Raw genomic sequence first — 1077 nt, 5'->3', positions numbered from 1 at the left:
GGGTGCGGCGCCCGCCGCCCTCCTCGCGCCGGAGGGGCCTCCCGCCGCCGATGCCGGGACACCCGTCATCTGCCCGCCTCCTCACTACACGCGGGCGAACCCTGGAACAGCGGCTCGGCCACCAGGTCGACACCCTCCGTGCCGACCACCTTCGCCTCGACCATACGGCCGACGACCAGCCCCTCGCCGCTCGTGAGCAGCACCTGGCCGTCCGTCTCGGGGGCCTGGTGCGCCGCCCGGCCGTACACGCCCTCCGTCTCGTCGACGGACTCCACCAGCACGTGCACGGTCTCGCCGACCCGCTCCTCGGCCCGCTGCGAGACCAGCTCCTCGGCCAGCCGGGAGACCCGGGCCAGCCGCTCGGCGACGACGTCCTCGTCCAGCTTGCGGTCGTACGTCGCGGCCTCGGTGCCCTCCTCGTCGGAGTAGCCGAAGACGCCGACGGCGTCCAGCCGCGCGTGGTTCAGGAACCGCTCCAGCTCGGCGAGGTCGGCCGCGGACTCGCCGGGGAAGCCGACGATGAAGTTGGAGCGCACACCGGCCTGGGGCGCCTTGCTCCGGATGGTGTCGAGCAGCTCCAGGAACCGGTCGGTGTCGCCGAAGCGGCGCATCGCGCGCAGCACGTCGGGCGCGGAGTGCTGGAAGGACAGGTCGAAGTAGGGGGCGATCTTCGGGGTGGAGGTCAGCACGTCGATCAGGCCGGGCCGCATCTCGGCCGGCTGGAGGTAGCTGACGCGCACCCGCTCCAGGCCGTCGACCTCCGCCAGCTCGGGCAGCAGGGACTCCAGCAGGCGGATGTCGCCGAGGTCCTTGCCGTAGGAGGTGTTGTTCTCGGAGACCAGCATGATCTCCTTCACGCCCTGTTCGGCCAGCCAGCGCGTCTCGTTCAGCACGTCGCTGGGGCGGCGCGAGATGAAGGAGCCGCGGAAGGACGGGATGGCGCAGAAGGAGCAGCGCCGGTCGCAGCCGGAGGCGAGCTTCACCGAGGCGACCGGGGCGCCGTCCAGCCGGCGGCGCAGCGGCGCGCGGGGGCCGGAGGCCGGGGCGAGGCCGTCGGGCAGGTCCGCCGGGCCGTGT

General features: G+C 73.4%; 1 protein-coding gene. It reads right to left on the bottom strand.

The genetic code is table 11. The annotated features are described in order from the left end of the window. Positions 1-65 precede the first annotated feature (65 nt). Positions 66-1077: MiaB/RimO family radical SAM methylthiotransferase (locus B7767_RS28210; RefSeq protein WP_085574636.1), on the bottom strand; the 1012-nt coding region annotated here is incomplete at its 5' end.

Source organism: Streptomyces sp. 13-12-16 (assembly GCF_002114215.1).
Taxonomy (GTDB): Bacteria; Actinomycetota; Actinomycetes; order Streptomycetales; family Streptomycetaceae; genus Streptomyces.
This window is presented reverse-complemented; position numbering and strand designations above follow the sequence as displayed.